The organism is Pseudomonas sp. CFBP13528, assembly GCF_005233615.1.
GTDB classification, from domain to species: domain Bacteria; phylum Pseudomonadota; class Gammaproteobacteria; order Pseudomonadales; family Pseudomonadaceae; genus Aquipseudomonas; species Aquipseudomonas fluorescens_AM.
On record NZ_QGAJ01000009.1, the window covers coordinates 55173 to 73327 of the forward strand.

General features: G+C 58.9%; 24 protein-coding genes, 1 tRNA gene and 1 pseudogene. 20 read left to right on the forward strand and 6 right to left on the reverse strand.

The features are described from left to right. The first annotated feature begins 30 nt into the window (after positions 1-30). The 9 genes from PspCFBP13528_RS17420 (at position 31) to PspCFBP13528_RS17460 (ending at position 5786) form a co-directional block, all read left to right on the forward strand. On the forward strand, positions 31-282 hold the full coding sequence (locus PspCFBP13528_RS17420) for a DUF1654 domain-containing protein (RefSeq protein WP_124426948.1): 252 nt from the start codon (positions 31-33) through the stop codon (positions 280-282). A 779-nt stretch (positions 283-1061) separates the two neighbouring features. Next, positions 1062-1499 (forward strand): hypothetical protein, encoded by a 438-nt coding sequence (locus PspCFBP13528_RS17425; RefSeq protein ID WP_137200916.1) that lies wholly within the window; start codon positions 1062-1064, stop codon positions 1497-1499. Then, positions 1496-1687, forward strand: a complete 192-nt coding sequence (locus tag PspCFBP13528_RS17430) for a hypothetical protein (RefSeq protein WP_104503097.1) — start codon at positions 1496-1498, stop codon at positions 1685-1687. Before PspCFBP13528_RS17425 ends, PspCFBP13528_RS17430 begins: the two co-directional genes overlap by 4 nt. Next, entirely contained in the window at positions 1684-1878 is a 195-nt protein-coding gene (locus tag PspCFBP13528_RS17435) for a hypothetical protein (protein WP_137200918.1), read from the forward strand. The genes PspCFBP13528_RS17430 and PspCFBP13528_RS17435 overlap by 4 nt, the downstream gene beginning before the upstream one ends. A 156-nt stretch (positions 1879-2034) precedes the next feature. Further along, positions 2035-3198, forward strand: coding sequence for a hypothetical protein (locus PspCFBP13528_RS17440; RefSeq protein WP_137200920.1), 1164 nt, complete (start codon positions 2035-2037; stop codon positions 3196-3198). 7 nt (positions 3199-3205) lie between these two features. Continuing rightward, positions 3206-4021 (forward strand): ERF family protein, encoded by an 816-nt coding sequence (locus PspCFBP13528_RS17445; protein WP_178084440.1) that lies wholly within the window; start codon positions 3206-3208, stop codon positions 4019-4021. Next, the gene (locus PspCFBP13528_RS17450) at positions 4018-4785 is read left to right on the forward strand and encodes a lambda exonuclease family protein (protein WP_137200922.1); all 768 of its coding nucleotides are present in this window, start codon (positions 4018-4020) and stop codon (positions 4783-4785) included. Before PspCFBP13528_RS17445 ends, PspCFBP13528_RS17450 begins: the two co-directional genes overlap by 4 nt. Beyond that, on the forward strand, positions 4782-5378 hold the full coding sequence (locus tag PspCFBP13528_RS17455; RefSeq protein WP_137200924.1) for a hypothetical protein: 597 nt from the start codon (positions 4782-4784) through the stop codon (positions 5376-5378). The genes PspCFBP13528_RS17450 and PspCFBP13528_RS17455 overlap by 4 nt, the downstream gene beginning before the upstream one ends. Before the next feature lie 69 nt (positions 5379-5447). Next, positions 5448-5786 (forward strand): hypothetical protein, encoded by a 339-nt coding sequence (locus PspCFBP13528_RS17460; protein WP_137200925.1) that lies wholly within the window; start codon positions 5448-5450, stop codon positions 5784-5786. Here the strand turns inward: PspCFBP13528_RS17460 and PspCFBP13528_RS17465 are convergent. Further along, complete coding sequence (locus PspCFBP13528_RS17465; RefSeq protein ID WP_137200927.1) at positions 5758-6207, reverse strand: hypothetical protein; 450 nt, start codon at positions 6205-6207, stop codon at positions 5758-5760. The genes PspCFBP13528_RS17460 and PspCFBP13528_RS17465 overlap by 29 nt on opposite strands. A 94-nt stretch (positions 6208-6301) precedes the next feature. Continuing rightward, entirely contained in the window at positions 6302-6859 is a 558-nt protein-coding gene (locus PspCFBP13528_RS17470) for a hypothetical protein (RefSeq protein ID WP_137200929.1), read from the reverse strand. A gap of 106 nt (positions 6860-6965) precedes the next feature. On the opposite strand from PspCFBP13528_RS17470, the pseudogene yejK reads away from it, so the two are divergent. Further along, positions 6966-7972, forward strand: a pseudogene (gene yejK / locus PspCFBP13528_RS17475) (nucleoid-associated protein YejK). A 41-nt stretch (positions 7973-8013) separates the two neighbouring features. On the opposite strand, the gene PspCFBP13528_RS17480 reads toward yejK, so the two are convergent. Then, on the reverse strand, positions 8014-8283 hold the full coding sequence (locus PspCFBP13528_RS17480; protein ID WP_137200932.1) for a hypothetical protein: 270 nt from the start codon (positions 8281-8283) through the stop codon (positions 8014-8016). A gap of 85 nt (positions 8284-8368) precedes the next feature. Here PspCFBP13528_RS17480 and PspCFBP13528_RS17485 point away from each other — a divergent pair, with 85 nt between their 5' ends. The 9 genes from PspCFBP13528_RS17485 (at position 8369) to PspCFBP13528_RS17525 (ending at position 14539) form a co-directional block, all read left to right on the forward strand. After that, positions 8369-9727, forward strand: coding sequence for a DNA cytosine methyltransferase (locus PspCFBP13528_RS17485; protein ID WP_137200934.1), 1359 nt, complete (start codon positions 8369-8371; stop codon positions 9725-9727). Positions 9728-9773: 46 nt separating this feature from the next. Continuing rightward, on the forward strand, positions 9774-10415 hold the full coding sequence (locus PspCFBP13528_RS17490; protein ID WP_137200935.1) for a hypothetical protein: 642 nt from the start codon (positions 9774-9776) through the stop codon (positions 10413-10415). Further along, positions 10412-10723 (forward strand): DUF4406 domain-containing protein, encoded by a 312-nt coding sequence (locus PspCFBP13528_RS17495; protein ID WP_137200937.1) that lies wholly within the window; start codon positions 10412-10414, stop codon positions 10721-10723. The genes PspCFBP13528_RS17490 and PspCFBP13528_RS17495 overlap by 4 nt, the downstream gene beginning before the upstream one ends. Next, positions 10720-11229, forward strand: coding sequence for a hypothetical protein (locus tag PspCFBP13528_RS17500; protein ID WP_137200939.1), 510 nt, complete (start codon positions 10720-10722; stop codon positions 11227-11229). The genes PspCFBP13528_RS17495 and PspCFBP13528_RS17500 overlap by 4 nt, the downstream gene beginning before the upstream one ends. A 46-nt stretch (positions 11230-11275) precedes the next feature. Further along, positions 11276-11599, forward strand: coding sequence for a hypothetical protein (locus tag PspCFBP13528_RS17505; protein WP_137200941.1), 324 nt, complete (start codon positions 11276-11278; stop codon positions 11597-11599). A gap of 49 nt (positions 11600-11648) precedes the next feature. After that, the gene (locus tag PspCFBP13528_RS17510; protein ID WP_137200943.1) at positions 11649-12728 is read left to right on the forward strand and encodes a site-specific DNA-methyltransferase; all 1080 of its coding nucleotides are present in this window, start codon (positions 11649-11651) and stop codon (positions 12726-12728) included. Positions 12729-12778: 50 nt separating this feature from the next. Beyond that, positions 12779-13159, forward strand: coding sequence for a hypothetical protein (locus tag PspCFBP13528_RS17515; protein ID WP_137200945.1), 381 nt, complete (start codon positions 12779-12781; stop codon positions 13157-13159). A gap of 86 nt (positions 13160-13245) precedes the next feature. Beyond that, entirely contained in the window at positions 13246-13488 is a 243-nt protein-coding gene (locus tag PspCFBP13528_RS17520; protein WP_137200947.1) for a DUF4224 domain-containing protein, read from the forward strand. A gap of 1 nt (position 13489) precedes the next feature. Continuing rightward, positions 13490-14539: a tyrosine-type recombinase/integrase gene (locus PspCFBP13528_RS17525; RefSeq protein WP_137200949.1), complete on the forward strand. Its 1050-nt coding sequence runs from the start codon at positions 13490-13492 to the stop codon at positions 14537-14539. Positions 14540-14639: 100 nt separating this feature from the next. On the opposite strand, the gene PspCFBP13528_RS17530 is transcribed toward PspCFBP13528_RS17525, so the two are convergent. Together PspCFBP13528_RS17530 and PspCFBP13528_RS17535 are read right to left on the reverse strand one after the other, a co-directional pair. Continuing rightward, positions 14640-14713: transfer RNA gene (locus PspCFBP13528_RS17530), tRNA-Cys, on the reverse strand. Between the two features lie 240 nt (positions 14714-14953). Continuing rightward, positions 14954-17233, reverse strand: a complete 2280-nt coding sequence (locus tag PspCFBP13528_RS17535; RefSeq protein WP_137200951.1) for an acylase — start codon at positions 17231-17233, stop codon at positions 14954-14956. A 235-nt stretch (positions 17234-17468) separates the two neighbouring features. Here PspCFBP13528_RS17535 and PspCFBP13528_RS17540 point away from each other — a divergent pair, with 235 nt between their 5' ends. Next, positions 17469-17849 carry a fe2+ zn2+ uptake regulation protein gene (locus PspCFBP13528_RS17540; RefSeq protein ID WP_065952631.1) on the forward strand — a complete coding sequence of 127 codons (381 nt, stop codon included), beginning with the start codon at positions 17469-17471 and terminating at the stop codon, positions 17847-17849. 11 nt (positions 17850-17860) lie between these two features. Here the strand turns inward: PspCFBP13528_RS17540 and PspCFBP13528_RS17545 are convergent, their stop codons facing one another. Beyond that, positions 17861-18055, reverse strand: a complete 195-nt coding sequence (locus PspCFBP13528_RS17545) for a hypothetical protein (protein ID WP_005788056.1) — start codon at positions 18053-18055, stop codon at positions 17861-17863. Positions 18056-18155: the final 100 nt, after the last annotated feature.

Below are 18155 nucleotides of genomic sequence, written 5' to 3' on the forward strand. Positions count from 1 at the left end.
GTATGCATACAGTATAGCAAGGAGCGAAGCATGATCCAGGCCCCCTACCCCACATCGAAACCGAGAAAGTCCTACGAGCTTGTGGGCCATCGCCTGCAACGCATAATTGCCTCCCCCAGAGTGCAGAGGATTCAGTTGGTCGAGGTTTCCAGGCGCGACGATGAAAGCCCTGAAGCCTGGCACCAGGTCATCCAGGATATCGGCGACACCGCCGGCATAAGGATCGAGCATCTGGAAGACGGAGCCGTCAGGATCGGTTGGCGCGAGTACTGCGATTCCTAGATGAGCACGCCAGCAGGCGGGCTCACCACCCCGTCCTTCTCAATTACCTTATAAAAACCACACAGCGTGATTCGATCATGAAAAACATAAACACATTACGTGTTGACACAATAAACACACTCTGTGATTATTGCCTCAAGCCAGCAACGAAGAACGCCGGCCAGCAGCTAAACCTGCGCCGCTCTTTAGGGATACCCCTTGCCGGATCACCACCGGCCCAGATTCAAAGGCAGCGATGAACCGGCCTAAACAGTTCAGAGGGTTGGCAACTGACCCGGGCGTGCAGCGTAAAGCGCCAAGAACAGTTATCCAGCGGGAGAACAAGCCGAAAGGCCCGCGGCTGGAAGAACATTTGATTCAAGCCGGTGACCGACGCCAGTAGCGTGTCACGGCCAGCTCCAAAAGATTTGAATTAGCGATCCCGATAGCCTCGGCTGGGAACGCCGGACCTCATGCACCCTGCCCCAATCAGCCAGGGCATTCAGAGCTGTAGCGTGCATGTTGTAAGGACCTGTGATCCACGGCGAACAGATGCTGTTTGACGCTGTGAGTAGGAAGCTCGAAGCCCACACCTAAGACGACCGGCCAGCCCTGCAATCAGCAGCGGGCAACGGGCCACACCGCTGACGAAAAAAACCCAGGCCGTCGCCAGTAGCGGGCCTGGGCTCACTTCCGCACCTTTATTACGTCAGCACTCCTCCCCCGCGCCCATCGGCAACCAGCGGGAGGCATGAGTGTTGACGAATACAGGTGAACAACCCGCCACTTTGGAGGCGACCATGAACGCAGCATTGAAGATTTGCCAAGAGCGTTACGACGCTCAGTTGCCTCCAGAGGTCAGCGAGAGCGGCGAGGTGACGGACTGGCTTGAGCATTCGGCGGAGCGCCTGGTGTGCGGCGTCGACATCAAGTGGAAGCGGCGCTTCGGCCAGCCGCAGGTCGTAACGTTCGACCGGTTCTGCACGGTCCTGCAAGGCCACCTGAACCAGCGCCAGATCGACGGTCTGGACCAGCGTGATTCGTTTGCCCGCCTCCTGCTGTCGGCAATGCTCGGCAGCCAGAGCGATGCCCGATCCCACGCTGCCGACCTGCTGGGCCAGCAAAAGCCCATTGAAGCGGTCGAGAAGCTCGCTGTAGCGCTGCTGCGGCCCTACGCCGAAGACGCTGTAGCGGCGGAACGCGAAGAGCGCGAACACGACGTGGATGCCGATGTATGAGCCCGCACATCCTGATCGATGAGGCGCTTGAAGCGCTTGAGCATCCCAGCAGCGAGCCAGGCGCCCAAGCCGTCGTGGTAAGGATGATCACAAACATGCTCACCGGCGACGCAATCACCGTCGACGAATTCAACCACTACTGCCAGCGCCTGCTGAAAATCACCAGGCTCCGCAAGGAGGCCGCATGACCACCGCACCGGTTAAATCACTGATCGACGAGCAGCTCGATGAAGTTGAGCGCCGCATCGCCATTTTGGGCTTCGGCCTTCCCTTCAACGAGCTGATAGGTCGCAAGCGTGAGGACCTGGTGCGGGATCTGCCGCAGCGCCTAGCGCCAACCATGAAAGGTGGTCGGATTGTGGTGAGGATTCGGCCTTGACTTCCCACCAGCGGACCAGGCGCATGCTTATCTGGCGCGGCGCCTTCCCTGTCATCGCCCTCTTTACGTTCCTGATGCTGCTCAGCGCCCTCGCTGATCGAATCACTCAATAACCAACATCTTCAATCGCTGCGAGCATCGCGGCAAGGAATCCCCATGTCCGCAGAAACCGAACTGGCAGTCGTACCACCGAAAGAAACAGCGTTGATGGTATTCAGCACCGTCAAGGGGCTTGACCCTTGGCTTCAGCAGGTCCGCGCGAAGGTAGACGAATTCAAAAGAGTGCTTCCCGACCTGAAAACGGACAAAGGTCGCAAAGCTTATGCATCGATGGCGCACCAGATCGCAAAATCGAAAAACGCACTTGAAGCGGTAGGCAAAGAGATCTCCGCAAAGCAAAAAGAGATCCCGAAGCTGATTGATGCCGAGCGTAGGCGTGTATGGGACACGCTGGAGTCATGGCAGAAGGAGGTGCGGCAGCCGCTGGATGATTGGCAGGCGGCCGAAGATGCGCGGGTTGCCAAGCACAACGAAGGTATGCAGCAGATCAAGGACATGGCGATGTTCGCAGCAACACCTCCAGCATCCGTAGTCGCCCGGGTGATCGTCGACCTCGAAGCCATCGAGATCAACGATGCTTGGGAAGAGTTCCTGCCAGAAGCAGCCCAGGCGAAAGACCGCACCCTCTCGCTGTTGCGCGCCCTGCACGCCGAGCGCCTCCAGCACGAAGCCGAGCAGGCTGAGCTCTCGCGTTTGCGCGCCGAAGCAGAAGCCCAGGCCCAGCGCGCCCGTGATGCTGCTATCGCCCAGGCCGCCGCTGATCAGGCCCGCCGTGAAGCAGCCGAGCGTGCCGAGGCCGAACGCCTGGCCGCCGCCTGCCGCGAACAGGATCTTCTTGATCAGGCCGCCGCCGCCCAGCGCGCCGCCGCACAGGCTGCATTGGACGCCGAGGCAGCCGCCGAGCGCCAGCGCCTACAACTCCAGCTACAGGCCGAACAAGCAGAGCGCCAGTCTGCCCAGGCCAAGGTCGACAAGCTGGCCGCCGAACAGCGCGCCGAACAAGAACGCATCGCTGCGGTGAGGCGGGCTGAAGAGGCTGCCGAGCAGGCCCGTCAAGATGAGCGCCGACGAGCTGATGCGGCGGCTGCCGAAATCGTCCGTCAGCAAGAGATGCGCGAGCGCGACGAGGCGCATCGACGCGCAATCAATCGTACCGCCTTGGAGGCCTTCATCGCTGGCGGCATGCCAGAGGAATGCGCCAAGCAGGCAGTAAAGTTGATTGCCCAGCGCAAAATCCCAGCTATTACCATTTCCTACTGAGGTCGCCATGACTAACTCAGCCCTGGCCGAGCGCACCGAGGCACGGCAGGTCGCCAACCCGGCGACCACCAATGAATCAACCGCGATGCTGTCAATGATCCAGCGGGCCGCAACCGACCCGGCATTCGATGCAGACAAAATGCAGAAGATGATGGAGATGTACGAGCGCCACACGGATCGTACGGCGGCGGCAGCCTTCAACGCCGCTATGGTCCGCGCCCAAGCTGAAATAGGCCCGGTGTTTCGTGACAAGTTCAACGCCCAAACTAATAGCGCTTATGCCGCGCTTGAGTCGATTGATCGCAAGATTTCCCCTGTCTACACGCTCCACGGGTTTTCACTTTCGTTTGGAACAGGTGATAGCCCGTTGGTTGGCCACATCCGCACCGTCTGCGACTGCATGCATGAGGCCGGGCATACAAAGACTTACCACGTCGATCTTCCTATCGACTCCGCAGGGATCAAAGGCAGCGTAAACAAGACTGGAGTGCACGCAAGCGGCTCAACCTTCAGCTATGCCAGGCGCTACCTGACGATGATGATCTTCAACGTCGTGCTGACAAACGAGGATAACGACGGCAACGGCGACGAGGGCCAGCCTCAAAGCCTTGGGGAGCTGATGAACGAATGGATCCCGAAGGCCTACGCCGCTGACTCCAAAGAATCGCTCACGGCAATCTGGCAAGAGGGCGTCAAGGCCTCTCAGGACCTGAAAGTCACCGACAACAAGACAGCAACCGATCTCTACGAGGCTTTGAAAGTCGCCGTCACCACTCGTGGCTCGCAACTCAGCGCCGCGCCGCAAGAAGGAGCAAGCCAATGATCATCGTCAACTGCACACAAGGGTCCGCCGAGTGGCTTCAAGGCCGCGCCGGGGTGATCACCGCCAGTATGTTCAGCACCGCTCGCTCCAAGGTAAATGGGCTGACTGCGCAGCAGCGCAAGTATGTGGAGGCAATGCTCGCTGGTCACAGTGAAGGCCGCGCCCGTGATCTGGCCGGCTACAAGGCTGCGCCAAAAGCAGAAGTAGTTCAGCGAGCTCTGGACGGCGAAAAAGTCGGCGAGCCGTCGAACGCCGCCCTGTCGTACGCCTTCGAACTGGCGGTCGAGCGTATCGGTGGTGCGCCGCTGGATGGCGGTTTCGAGACCTGGCAAATGCGCCGAGGGCATGAGCTGGAGCCTGAGGCGCGCATGGAGCACGAAATCCAGACAGGCCTGATCGTCACTCAGGTCGGCCTGGTAAAAACGGATGACGGGGTATTTGGTGCCAGCGCGGATGGATTCATCGGCGACGATGGCGGCTCGGAGTACAAGTGCTTCCTGGCGCCCGAAAAGCTGCGGTCCTTCCACATTGATAACGACGCAAGCGATGTGATTGACCAGGTGCAGGGCTGCATGTGGATCACCGACCGAAAATGGTGGCATATCGGGATGTACTGCCCGCTCCTGAAGCCGGTGGGCCGCCAGCTCTGGTGGAAAGAGTTCAAGCGCGACAATGACTACATCGAAAGCCTTGAGGAAGACCTGTGGGAATTCAAGCTGCTGGTCGACGGGTACGAGGCGGTACTCAGGAGCAAGGCAGCATGATCAGCATCCTACAGAACGAAGTGGAACGCCTTCGAGGCGCATCGAACGAACTGGCAGCCGCCGTTGAGCAGTTCCTGGCAGCCGGCGGGCAGATTGAAGAAGGCCCGGCCAGCGGATACATCCCCAAGCCCATCACCTACAGCAACCAGATGCCGCCAGCGCCGAAGCCGTTTGTGCGGCGCCGGGTTGAACCCGTATCGGAAAGGGTGCCCACCAAGCTTGAAGAGCAGATCGAAGCGCGCAAGCAACGCTTGGCGAAGGTGATGGAACTGGCTCCGCATCACACACAGGGCGAAATCGCCACGATGATCGGTGTCAGTCGCCGCTCGCTGCTGAATATGTCGAGGGAATTCAGCTTCACGTTCAAAACCTCACCGCGTGGCAGGCATGGCAATCCCGAGCACATGAAGGCCCTCGCCGATCGAGACGCCAAGCTGGCAGAGCGCATCAAGACATTCATGGAACTCGGCATCAGCCGCCGAAAGGTCTGCGGGAAGCTCGGGATCAACACGAAGACGCTGGCCCGCATCCTCGCAAATCACGCGATCGACTATCCATTGTCGACTCCAGGCGGAAAACGATGCGCCGCATAGCCCGCACCCAGCAACGCAAACGTCAAACCTGGCTCGCACTGCCGGCCAGCGGAATAGAAGAGGTAGGCCATGGCCAAATCAGTACAGGAACGGTCGGCCAAGGCAGCGCAGAAACGCCTGGCGGTCGCCGAGAAGGAGTTGCGACACAAGGTCAGGCCGGGCATCGAGCAGGCCATGGACCGGATCTGCGCCAGAGGCAAAACGCCGATCATCAGCGAGGTTCTACAGATCGCCATCATGAAGATGGACTTGATGGGCGACAACGAGTTGGCCGACTTCTTGAGTTATCCGCGCCACGAAATCGTGATTAGCGAAAACGTGGCGCGTAAATTCTACAGCGAAAGTATGCGTGAGCTGATGAGAGACCCAGGCGACGAGCCTATACCTGCACGGGGATCGCTCGGATGACGCGACGAACCACTGCTATCAGCAGTTTGAAGCTCTGAGCTTCATCCTCTGAGCTCAAAAGCTCCACTCTTTCCATTGAAAGAACATCGCCATTTACCGAAATAAGGAAACGATCAATCTCCAGCGGGAGCTTGCTCACCAAGTCAACTACGGTAACTACCGCAAGAGCGTAGTTATCATTTTCGAACGCTACTGGCGTAAGAGAAATGGCGAACTTTTTTCCAGCAGCTATGCCTGAAATACTTTCCCCATCTGCTCCGATTTCGAAAGAGACCTGATTGTTTAGAAAGCCGGCGCCAAGCTCTTTCCAGTGTTCAAAATTCCGTAAAAGCCTTTCTTTTATGCGCTGGTACGCGTAGGCCACTTTGCCCAACTCGCCTCGAAATTGGTTGTGATCGTACTCGAAATCTGCTTTTTCCATGCTTTCAGCTCCATGCGTTAGTGGCGACTTACCCACATCTGTTTAACCCAACCCAAACCAAATTGCCACCACCGGTAACCGGAGGGCGAAAAGTCTACGGTCCGTGAATCTCTTCGGGTGTAGGCCTTGGCGCTCCTGTCGACGCTGAATCGGCACATGCCGAAACGACAACCGAGAGGTGATCGTTAATTTCGGATAGCATTCCTGACCATCTCTCGTACTGGAATTTACGCACCCTCAAAGCCCCCCAAGAGGAATGTGAAAGTGTCGCGATGGCATCAGCGGAGAATGTCTGGATCAGACCCAGCGCTCTTGCAGCTCTCTTGGCTGCGTGGTTTTTCAGATGAAGCAGCGGGTACAAATCGTCAATCGAAATAGCCTTGGCCATCACTTCAAGTTCTTGAATGGCCAAGAGGGCACTTGCGTGCTGTTCGACGGACTCTTCCTCGTCAAAACTAAAAAAAGCGTACAAGTATCCCGCTTTCCGTTCCAGGGCAATGATCGGACTTAGCATCTTCGCAGCTGCCAATTCTGAGCGATCTTTTTCAGCCCGCCTGCTAGCCCAGGCTGTATGACCTGAAACTCCTAGCGCAACAACAACAGCGGCCAACGTACCAACGGCCGATAGCATATCCCACGGCGAATCAGCCACTATCTTCTCCTTAATCCGGCTCTATAACGGTCACCCGTATTACCCCAACCCAACCCAAATTGCCACCACCGGCCACGGAGGGCGGCGCCTACCTGAGGTAAACGCAATGCCCATTCGCCACAGTGTCATCCACAAGATCGACAAGAAGCCCGACGGCAGCCCGGCCATTCTGTTCCTGGGCGCATCCGAGCAAGGCGAAAGCCAAGCCCGCGACGACCTAATGAGCCAGCTCAACGAAAGCTACAACGCCACCGCCGGTAAGGGCTGGGGGTTCTTTCACGCTGAGTCTGGCGCCTACCCGCTCAGCGGCTGGCTCAGCAAGTACCTGGCCGGTGGATCCACCTTCTTGGAGTTCAGCACCACCGCGGTGGAACACCTGACCAAGCTGATGGAAGAATCGAACCTTTCGACCGGTGGGCACGCGCTCTTCTGCCATTACCAGCAAGGTATGACCGATTACCTGGTCATAGCACTGGTGCAGGAAACAGAAGCGGTGACCATGACCGAAGAACTCCACCTGATGACAGTGAAGCGCCTGGACCTGGACCACATCCGCCTGGCCGCGCGGATCAATATCAGCGAATGGCAGAACAACCCGCGGTCGCTGCAATACATCTCCTACCTCAAGGGCAAGCAGGGCCGCAGGTTCAACGAGTACTTTCGCGATTTCATCGGCTGCCAGGAAGGAATCGACGGCCCGGGCGAGACCCGCACGCTTTTGAAAGCTTTCAGCGACTTTGTTGAGAGCGAGGACATGGTCGATGAGGCGGCGCGTGAGAAGACGGCCACCTTGGTCAACTATTCAATGGCCAGGCCAAAATCGGGGAGCCGATCACGCTGGACGAGCTGTCGGGACTGATCGACGAAGACCGGCCGAAGAACTTCTACGAGTTCATCAAGGCGAAGGACTACGGGATTTCCGAAACCCTGCCGCCGGACAAGAAGACCCTCAACAAATTCCGGCGCTTTACCGGCCGTGCCGAAGGCATGTCGATCAGCTTCGAGGCGCACCTGCTGGGTGACAAGATCGAGTTCGACGATGCCGGCGGCACGCTGACGCTCCGCGGGCTTCCACCTCAGCTTACCGAACAGCTCAAGCGTGCGTCGATTTGAAAGGTTAACTCCGCGCCCTAATAAGGGCGCTTTGCAAATATTTAGCGAATTGACACGTCGACCTCTCTAACAACTTCACCTTCCGCAAAACCTTCGTCCCTGACGAATGCAACCTGGATGTGGGGATTTTTCTTCCGGAATTTCTCATTCAAGTAAGCCTGCGCCTCGCTGAACTCCAGCACTTGAAGATCGTCACCACGTCTTTTGATCCTGTTGAAAGTCAGTCCGCCTTCGAATTCCAGTTCATCGTCGGGATTTAGATTCTTCAGATGGTATTGAAGATCGCCAACGGTAAATTTTTGATCGCTCATTAGAATCGCTCCATTGATCCGGCTCCATGCCGGTCACCCGTAATACCCCATATCAACGAATCACGCCAGCCGGCGAGGATCCCATATGCCCGATATCACCTACGGCTCTGTGTGCAGCGGCATCGAAGCCGCGACACAGGCCTGGCACCCGCTGGGCATGCGCGCCGCCTGGTTCGCCGAGATTGAGCCGTTCCCCTCGGCGGTCCTGGCCCACCACTACCCCGACGTGCCGAACCACGGCGACATGACCAAGCTGGCCGCCCTGGTGCTGGCCGGCAAGATCCCGGCGCCGGACGTGCTGGTCGGCGGCACACCGTGCCAGGCCTTCTCGGTCGCCGGTATGCGCGAAGGCCTCACCGACCCGCGTGGCGCCCTCACCATCAAATACGTGGAGCTTGCAGATGCAGTTGACTATGTTCGCGCCGGCCAGCGAAAGCCCGCCAGCGTCATCGTCTGGGAGAACGTCCCCGGCGTCCTCAGCGACAAAGGGAACGCCTTCGGATGCTTTCTTGGCGCGCTTGCTGGGGAAGACTGCGAGCTGCAGCCTCCAGGGAAAAAATGGCAGGACGCTGGTTGTGTGTATGGACCCAAAAGAACAATCGCGTGGCGGGTATTGGACGCCCAATATTTCGGCCTGGCCCAACGACGCCGTCGTGTGTTCGTTGTCGCAAGTGCTCGAGACGGGTTCGATCCCACCGAGGTACTTTTTGAGCGAGAAGGCGTGCGCCGGGATACTGCGCCGCGCCGAGGCGAGGGGCAAGACGTTACCGGAACAGCTCCTTTCGGCCCTGCACTCCAGTGCGGATGTGGATCCGTATTCGCTGAGTCACTAGGCCAGTACGGCTGCCCGAACTGCGAAGGCGATGAAGGGCCGGCGATCGATATGTTCGGCGGCATCCCTGCATTCGGCGGGCACAGCCTTACAGGATCGATCGAGCGCGCCGCCACGCTCACCGCCAAGGGCAGCCGGCTGGATGTGGAAAGCGAGACGTTCTTTGTCGTGCACGGAACGCAAGATCCATGTGTCAGCGTCAACCAGGCACATGCCTTGGGTCGCAACAGTGGGCAGGAGAACGTACTGTACTGCCGCGAGATTGCGCAAACGGTGACCAGCAACTATGGCAAGCAGCTCGACAATACGGACTCCGCATTGGGGCCGAACATCGTTGCTGAGCTCTCTCCAACCCTCAGGTCAGGGAACATGCGCAACAACAGCAACCCGACGACGGAAGTATCGATGTTGGTAGGCGGGTCTGCCGTGCGCCGCCTCACTCCCGTCGAGTGCGAACGCCTCCAGGGCATGGCCGACGACTACACCCTGATCCCCTGGCGCGGCAAGTCTGCCAGCGAATGCCCCGATGGCCCACGCTACAAGGCGATCGGCAACAGCAAGGCCGTCACCGTGGTTCGCTGGATAGGCTGCCGACTCCTGCAACAACTCTGAAATCCCCCCACTCCACCCCCCGGGCATGGCCCGGCAAGGACTCCCCATGCCTACAGAAAATAAACTCACCGCGCCGCTGCAGGTCGAGCGCTCGACAGTCACGAAGCTGGTGATCACCGGCGCGGCGCGGCTTGATGCGATTACCGTATTCCTCGAAGACTTCGGCCGACGCGACTGCCCCATTGAGTCGAACCCGAACTACCAAACTGCCCAGGGCAAAATAACCATCAACTGCTGGGACAACAGCTGGAACGCTTACTGGGGCGGTATGGGCCCGCGCACCGTTGCGGAGTTTGTCGCAGACTGCGGTTGGGACTACGTCCTGAATTGCTTGGATCGCGGCATCAGCGCCACGGTCTTCAGCGGAGAAGCGCTCCACGCCCTCGCCAAGAAGTGCATCGTCCAGCGCCGGCGGCAACAGACTGGCCGGCATGACTGGGAACTGGGTGAGCTGAGCAAAGATGAAGCCCGTGAGCTTTGGCATGACATCGAGGTGCTGCGCAGTATCGAGAGCTCGAGCGAATGCTGGCACCAAAGCGCGCTGCTGACCGAATTGTTCGGCGATGAGTGGCATTACCCACTCGACGGCAAGGCGGTCGAAGAGAACCACAAATTCACGTACCTGCGTCGGGTTGTCGAGGCCGTCCAGGCTGCGCTGCGCCAAGAACAACAGCAGGTGGCAGCATGAAGCGCATATACCTCAGCGGGCCAATGACCGGCCTGCCCGGCCTCAACTTCCCCGCCTTCGCCGCAATGACCGCCAGCCTGCGCGCCGACGGCCACGTCGTCACCAACCCCGCCGAGCTCAACCCTGACAGCGGTTCGTGGACCGACTGCATGCGCCGCGATATCGCCGCCCTGATGGAGTGCGACACCGTGGCCACCCTGCCCGGCTGGGAGCATTCAAAGGGTGCAAGCCTGGAAGTCCTGATCGCCGAACGCCTCGGCATGACGGTTGTGAATGCCCATGATCTGGTAACGAGGGAGGCTGTATGAGCGAATTCAAACGCGAAGACCGCTACATCATCATCAAGCGAAGCGACCTGAAAAAGGTTCCTGTAGCGTATCGCAGCGCCTTGGTCGATCCGATGTTCTCGCTGCTATCTCACCTGCCTCGACGTGAATTCGTGGTGGTGGAGCACGACTGGCCGGAGTACCACCTTGTCTGGGCCATGATTGAACATCGCATGGCCGGCAAACCGGTTCCAGACTTCGACCTGTGGCGCCGCGCAGACGCCCTGCAAGCACTACTGACCGCAGCGGATGAGCGGGCGGATAGCTTTGATCGGCTTTACACCTCATCGCTTGATGAGCGCGATCAACTACAGCAGCGGGCGGATGTGCTGGAGGGGTTGTTGCTCCAGACAAATGAACTGCTCTATGCGATCCAGGGTGATCCGGGGGCGGTGCCGTCTTCGTCGATTGATTCGATGCGCGGAAGAGTATTTGAAGCACTCAAGCGAGACAGGAGTACATCCGTACTCCACCCGCAAAACCTGTAACCCCTCCCCCTTCAAAGTCAGCCGCTATAGCGGCAAGGACGAAGTCATGCCTGAAGAAACTGTTTTGATCCGGCCGCTGCCCGTCGAGCGCGACGCTCACGGCTACTGGACCCACCCGGCCTGGCCATCCACCGAAGACGAGTTGATCCCATACGCCTGGTTTGACTCGCGCGGCCTGGAAGCGCGCGAACTGGCTTTCGAATACGACGCGTCAGATGAAGTGCAGGCGTCGTGGCTTGCTGAAGGTATCGCCGATTGTGCGGCCTGGCACCCGAGCAATCCTCCTGGCGAAGGCTGGTTCATCTTCTCGATCCACGATACCGACGACGGCCCGATCTGTGTGTGGGTGCGTAAGCGGGTGACGCCATGATCGCCACCCTCTGGTTCGCCTACGTCTTTATCTACAAGGGGCCAAGGCCATGACACAGCATCGCGTTTTGATCGGCGACTGCATTGAGTCGATGCAGAAGCTGCAGGACCAGTCGGTAAACACCTGTGTCACGAGCCCGCCCTACTTCGGCCTGCGCGACTACGGGGTAGATGGGCAGATGGGGCTTGAGGCCACGCCACTTGAGTTCGTGGATGCGCTGGTTGCCGTTTTCCGCGAAGTCCGGCGCGTACTGCGTGACGACGGAACGCTATGGCTTAATCTCGGTGACAGCTACAACGCACACCCTGGTCAGCGGAAGGAAACCGACAAGGCCGGCGGCAAGCAGCAGTCGGTCCGAGGATCAACGGCTTCACCTTCACGGAGCGTGGCCGGCATCAAGCCTAAAGACCTAATTGGCATTCCATGGCGCGTCGCCTTCGCCCTCCAGGATGATGGCTGGTACCTGCGCCAGGACATTATCTGGAGCAAGCCGAACCCCATGCCGGAATCCACCAAGGACCGGTGCACAAAGTCGCATGAGTACCTGTTCCTTTTGAGCAAGTCACCTCGTTATTACTATGACCAGGATGCGATCAAAGAACCTGTAGCGCTCAGTTCGATCACGCGACTGGCACAGGATCTCGAGCAACAGCACGGAAGCGATCGCGTTCCCGGAAAGACGAATGGGCCAATGAAAGCTGTGCGTAGCAAGCGGGACAGTTTCAAGCGTGATGATTCAAAGCGAGAGCAGCCTATCCCTGGGCAGTCACTAGGAACGCACCGACCAGACCGAGAGGAAAGCGACTGGCCCTTGGATACACGCAATAAGCGCAGCGTGTGGACAGTGCCAACGAAAGGATTCAAGGGCGCCCACTTCGCCACCTTCCCGCCTGACCTGATTCGCCCATGCATACTGGCTGGCGCGCCACTCGGCGGCGTGGTGCTTGATCCTTTCGGCGGTGCCGGGACTACGGCGGTGGTCGCCATGCAAGAAGGTCGCAAATCAATTCTGTGCGAACTGAACCCGGAATATGCCGCAATGGCTGAACGCCGGATCGCGGCCGCCTGGCTCGACGGCGCGGCGCAGATGGATGTCTTCCGCGACACAGTGCAACACCCAGCAGCCTAACCCCAATCCCCCTACATGCCTGCCGGTGAGCGGCGGGCGAGGTATTCGCTATGCCTGAAATAAAGTGCTCCCAGGGCCACACCCAAAGCATAAGCACCGACGATTGGGTCGCCACGCTCACCCTTGACCAGATGCGCTACGCCCGCGACCAGATGGCCGACAAGATCAAGGCGGCCGAGGCACAGCCAAAGCGCACGGTCTGGCGTGTCTGCCGATCAAGTATCTGCGTTGCCAACTACCGAGAAGATGAATACGAGAAAGCCGCCGACCACCTGCTTCGTATCTTCAAGGATAAGTTCATGGAAGAGGCAGCGGACTACGTGCAGAAACCCTACGGTACGGAGACTTTCCGCCGAGAACTGCCAAGCATCGAAATCGCTCGCGTCACCCAGCTCGAATACGACACCGAGTGGTTCCCCGCCAAACCCTAACCCACCTTCTGCCGCCCAGCGCGGCAAGGACATCCCATTAACATCATTAAGATCGCGCGGCCGTATACGGGCGGCGGGAGGTAACTATGCAAGCAGAGATCCTGTCGGACGATGAGCTCGCCGACCTAACAGGCTACAAACACAGAGCCCATCAGCGGAAGTGGCTGAAGGACCGCAATTGGGTATTCATCGAAAGCCGCGGCGGCCGGCCCCTGGTAGGTCGCATGTTTGCCCGCATGAAACTGGGCATGGCGAATGCGACGGTCTCCGATCAAAACCCTCCGCCGGTAAAACCGGCTTGGACGCCTGATTTTTCCAGAGTGAACTGATATGCGCCCCCGCAAGACAGAGAACAGGGACTTGCCGCCAGGGATGGTTCGACGAAAGCGCCCTCGCAAGAATGGAACAGTGTGGGTAGGTTATTACTACCGTGACGCAAACGGAAAAGAGCTTTCGCTAGGAGGCGATCTCGACAAGGCCAGACTGAAATGGGCAGAACTGGAAGCAAAGGCAAAGCCGGCTGATCTGAAAATTATGAGGGGGATTTTTGATAGGTACGAGCGCGACATTATCCCGAAGAAGGCACCGCGGACACAGAAAGATAATAAGGCCGAATTGAAGCACTTGCGCAATGGCTTTGAAGGCGCGCCAATCGATGCGATAACCCCGTCTATGGTTGCGCAATATCGCGATGCCAGAACGGCAAAGACGCGGGCCAATCGAGAGATTGCTCTGTTGTCCCATGTATTCAACATGGCTCGAGAGTGGGGTTTCACCGATCGGGAAAATCCCTGCGCTGGGGTTCGCAAGAACAAAGAGAAGGTTCGGGACTATTACGCGAATGACATGGTCTGGGCGGCGGTCTACGAGCAAGCTCCACAAGAGCTTAAAGACGCGATGGACCTGGCCTATTTGACTGGCCAGCGCCCCGCCGACGTTATCGCAATGAAGAAGGGAGATGTTGAAGGAGATTTCTTAACTGTCCAGCAAGGCAAGACCAGCAAGCGATTGAGGATTCAAATGCAGACTGACGGGGTGAAAAACAGCCTGGGTCTGCTTATCGACAACATCACCGCCAGGAACAAGCATCACATCTCGCAGCACTTCGTGCTCAGCAAGACGGGGATGCGAGTTTCGCAGCAGATGTTACGTAACAGGTGGGATGATGCCCGCGAAAAGGCAGTAGCTCTTGCGGCAAGCGAGGGCCGGGCCGGCGACGCGGAAAAGATCCGGCAATTCCAATTTAAGGACATCCGCCCTAAAGCCGCGTCCGAGATTACCGATATCGCCGATGCAAGCTTGCTACTTGGCCACTCAGAACAGGAGATCACTAAGCGTGTCTATCGACGCATCGGAGCGGTCGCCCAGCCATCCAAATGAAATAGTTTCGGAACTCCACCCCCTAAAGTTTCGGAACTCCTGCACTTTCTCGAGGGCAATAAAAAACCCCGTAGACGTTAATCTACGGGGTTTCTAAGAGTGGAGGCCGAGGTCGGAATCGAACCGGCGTAGGCGGATTTGCAATCCGCTGCATAACCATTTTGCTACTCGGCCTCAAACGATCAATGCCTGTGTTGCCGGCACTCACCGCATACAAACTTGAGTGGGCTCTGTGAAGCGCGCCTCTACTCTGACTCATCCAACACATCCAACACATCTAACTCATTGAATACATTAAAGTTTTTAATGCTTCGTTGCGTTCGATGGGCGCCATTATGTACTTATTTGCTTTTGCCCGCAACCCCTTGATTTCAAAAATATTTCGCATTGGCATCAAGGGGTTGCGTGGCCGCCCTACTCCTGAACGCGCTGCATCTGGTACTGCGGGTCGGCCTTGATCTGGGCTTCGGTGAACGGCATTGGGTGCAGCTGTTTCTCGGAGAAGGCTTGGGTCTGGTCCTTGGCGTATTTTGAGTCAGGGTTGCTGGATTCGGAGAACGCCAGTACGCCTATCGCCTGGGGGCCTTGGTCGTCGAAGCTGACGATTTGCAAATAGCTGGTGCCGCTGACGACTTCGCGTTTGCCGTCGGCGCGGGGTACGGTTTGCATGGCGTTGTAGATGCCCAGGTCCTGCGGGCCGCCATGCATGGGGGTTTGGCCGGAGACCTGGATGTCGCCCCAGCGTTTCACGCCGAGTGTGTCGACGGCGGCGCTGGAGGCGAGCATGGCTTCGCGCAGGGCTTTGGCCACGGGCGCGCGGTCGATGGCAAGGCCCTTGGGTGTGGTCAGCGGGTGGGCCGGGTCGAAGGCGACGCGCCACGCGTCGGGAATCTGCTGCAGGTGTTCCATCAGGTTGATGAAGTGCACCAGGCCCAGGCCGCTGTCGAGGTTGGCGCGCTGGTCCCAGGTTTTCAGGCGGGTGCACACTGACTCAAGCGCTGCGGCATCGTTGCCCAGGTACCTGGCGCAGAACGCCAACAGGTCAGGCATGACTTGCCCCGCCAGGTACACCTCGTTGTCCATGACCATGCTTTGCAGGGCGCTGACGGTAATCGGCTGTTTCTCCAGGGCTTGCAGGCGTTGCAGGGCAAAACGCGCACGGGGGCCGAGGCCGATGTTGTCCTGGCTGATCACCGGGGAGAAGCCGGTGAGCGGCGCCTTGGGGTTGGCCATCCAGGCCGAATCGTTGGAGTGCTGCACGTAGTCGCTGCGTTGCAGTTGCGGCAATTGAGCGGCCGCGAAGATGCCCGCTTGTGCGGCGTGAGGGTCGATGTCCCAGGCGCAGGCGCTGCGGCTGCCGTCGAGCATGATCATTTGCAGGCCTGCCCGCGGGTCGCTGCATTGCGCGAGCTTGGCGGCACTGACGTTGGGCACTACCGACAGGTTCATGTACAGGCTCTGGCCCTGGTCATCGGCAGCCAGGGTGTTGACCCACGGGATGCCTTGCAGGGTATGCACCGAGGTTTGCAGCGCCTGGAGGCTGTCGGCGCGGTTCATGGCGTACCACTGTTGCAGCACGCGGTCGTTGCCGAGGTTGGCGTCGCGCAGGCTGTAGGCGTAATGGTTGTCCCAGTCCAGTTTGCCGGGCCATTGCACCACGGGGCCGAACTGCGAGCTGTAGACGTCATGGGTGACGTCCTTGAGGCTGCCATCGGCTTGCTTGGCCTGAACGGTCAGCGTGGTTTTATCCAGGGGCAAGGATTTGCCGTCGAGCAGGTAACGGGTCGAATCCTTGGGGTCGAGGGTCAGGCGGTACAGAGTGAAATGCTTGGAGGTGTCCACCGTGTGCGTCCACGCCACGTGCTGGTTGAAGCCGATATTCACCACCGGCAAGCCGGGTAGCGCCGCGCCCATCACATCCAGCTGGCCGGGAATGGTCAGGTGCATCTGGTAAAAACGCATGCCGCCCACCCATGGGAAATGCGGGTTGGCCAACAGCATGCCGCGCCCATTGAAGGAGCGATCTCGGCCCACCGCGACGGCGTTGCTGCCCCGGTCCAGGGTGAAACGCTGTTGATGCGCCGCAGCCAGCTCGAATGCCTTGGCGTCGGGCTGCACAGCGGCCGTGGCCTGGGGAGGCGTCGCGCCAACCAACGCTTCGGCGAACTGCCCGACGCCACCTTCTACCAGCAGCCTGCGTGTCAGCTTGACCAGGTCTTCTTTGACCAGTGGACGCACCCACGCCGCCTGACACTGCGCCGGTGCGCCCTGCTCTTTCAGATAACGATTGAAGCCTGCCACATAGCCGTCGATACGCTGGCGGATCTGCGGCGTTTGCGCGCTCCAGAATGCCTGCACCGCGCTCGGCGTGTTCAGCCAGGTAAAGAACACGTCGCTGGCGAGGTTGTTGCGTTCTTCCAGGGTGGTCTGCTCGGGGCCAAAGAATCGGGCACGCTGACCGTTCACCGTAACGATTTCATTGGCCAGCAGGCACAGATTGTCCTGGGCATACGCGTAGCCGATGCCGAAACCCAGGCCACGTTCGTCGTTGGCGCGGATATGCGGCACGCCATAGGTGGTACGCCGAATCTGCGCCGACGCCTGCGTCACCTCCTCGCGCGCCGATGCCGCCAGGCTCAACCCCAGCAACATCCCCGCCACGCCTATCCTGGACAACCTATTGGAAATAATCACGCCGACTCCACAGTCAATTGAACACCCTCGATAGGGACAACTACCCCACCGTTAGGACGCAACTCACCGGGAATAATTTAGCGGCGCGGCAGGTTTATTCCTGGCGAGTGCACTGTGACAAACCCGATACCGACAAATTTTCTACAGTCTGCACTTCATGATTTTGCTCGTTCGTTCGTCTTATTGAATAAGAGCACCATCATTTTCCTGATCAGGCTCTGATAAGGAGTTTTGCATGTACAACCCACAAGCACCCACGGATGGACATTCAGCAACCGCCGAGGCCGGTTTCGGCAACGGCCCGCAAGGGTTCGGCAACGCGCCCGAACAGCAGGGCAACCAGCGCATACGCCATTTACTCAAGTGTTTCGGTCTGCGCACCAGCCTGATCCGGCTGAAGGTCATCGACGCCCTGCTCACCGCTGCCGACAACCAGCGCACCCTCGGCGTGCGCGGTGTGCACAGCCATTTGCTGGAACTGGGCATCCCGTTGTCGTTTCTCAGCGTGCGCGAGGTGCTCAAGCGCCTGTGCAGCGAGGGCGTGATCACCCTCAATGCCGACAAGAGCTACAGCCTCCACGAAGAGGCTGCCAAAGTGCTCGATGGGCGCGCCTGAATCACGCGCTATCAGAAGTGAGGCTTGACCTTGCGCCGCATGATGCCGTTGATCACCACCACGACAACGGCAATCGCAATGGCCAGGTACTGGAAGGTTTTTTCGCTGATCACCCCGATGTTCTGCAGGTAAGACAGGCCGAACATCGAGGCCAGGACGGCCAGGGCAATCAGAATCGAGTATTTCAAACGTTGTTTTTGGGTCATGACGAGTTCCTGTACCTGAAGAATGTATCCACTTTGTATCGCTGCGCATGCCAGGCACCTACCCGGTGGCGAGGACGGATGGGGCCCGGCGGGGGCTTAT